The organism is Shewanella sp. 11B5, assembly GCF_002836795.1.
Classification (GTDB): domain Bacteria; phylum Pseudomonadota; class Gammaproteobacteria; order Enterobacterales; family Shewanellaceae; genus Shewanella; species Shewanella frigidimarina.
The window spans coordinates 1-1,330 of sequence record NZ_PJAP01000089.1 but is presented as its reverse complement, the minus strand read 5'-3'; the positions used below and the strand labels follow the sequence as shown (position 1 = coordinate 1,330).

1 protein-coding gene is annotated in these 1,330 nt (G+C 44.1%); it reads right to left on the bottom strand.

Annotated features, from left to right (window positions below; genetic code table 11):
* Window positions 1-218: 218 nt before the first annotated feature.
* A partial coding sequence (locus CXF78_RS00735) for a TonB-dependent receptor plug domain-containing protein (protein ID WP_145991284.1) occupies window positions 219-1,330 on the bottom strand: 1,112 nt, incomplete at its 5' end.

Here is a 1,330-nt window from a genome sequence, read left to right as displayed (position 1 = left end):
ATTATTCCATCGCAGAACAATGGAAACCAGCCTGTCACGCCGGAGGTAGCTGGTTAACTGTTTCAACATCAGCGTTCGCTCCGCCAAATAAGAAAAAAGCATCTACAGCAATGTAGAGGCTTTTTTCTGTCTTAACATCAGCTGAACAGCTGTTTTAGGTTAGCCAATAATGTGGTAAATATTACTGGGTATCGGCTTTATTACTTATAGAAGATTAACTAGAACGCGTAACTGACATTGAGTTCCAGTGAGCGACCCGCACCGGCTATTTGTTGAAAACCGTTACTGCTGTCAGCTTTATAATCAGCGATACTGACACCGCCTAGAGGCAGTTGATAATACTCATCCAGTAGATTTTTCACTGCAATTGTCATTGTGGCATCATGCCATTGGATACTGCTGCTTAAATTAAGCAGTGAGTAACTGTCAGTTGTGTTTTCTAAACGCTGTTCATCCACGCGATCTTTACTTGCAACCCATTGCCAACTGATACTATTTTGCCAATCACCTAGCTGCTGTTGCAAAGCTAGCTCTGTTTGCAAAGGTTTTATTTGATACAGCGGTTGGTCGTTGTCATCTCTTTCGCCGCGCGTTGCGTTGATGTTAGCGTTAATGAGCCATTTACCCGTGTCGTTGTCTGCTAGTTGATATTCAGCATCAATGCGTGCACCAAACAAGTTAGCGTCCACATTTGTAAACTGTAAAATATGACGACTATTACTATCGATGCTTGTGCGATTAAAGCTGCTGACCACATTGGCATCAATAAAATCGCTAATGCTGCTGTACCAAGCTGTTGCACTAAATGCTACATCATCTTGTACTAGCTTGTAAGCCATACTCAATGTATGTGCAGTTTCTGCACTAAGGTCTGGGTTGCCTATGTAGCCGTTTGCATCGCCATACCAGCCAATCATCGTTGTGGCCATGGTGCTTTGGCCCCAACTGTATCGCTCATATAAATTGGGTGCGCGGTTCTTTTGGGCTAAACCAAGCTCTATCACTTCAGTATCGCTGAGTTGATAGCGAGCAAGAAGGGTCGCATCGATGTTATTGTCATTGCGCTTTCGATAGAGGCCATTAAATTCATCTGCGGCTATGGCATTAACATTGGTCATGCCCATCATGCTCATGGTGTTATAAGGCTGAACCTCACCTGTGCTGGTTGATACGTATTCATAACGAACACCTGCAGACAGCCACCAACGTGTATTCATTGTTTGTTGCCACTCGGCATAAAGAGCTGCACGTTGGCGTTCGCCACCATTAATATTGACATAGTCATTGGGACCCATCATGGCTGAACCTTCAATCGCAGGCCATGTATCAT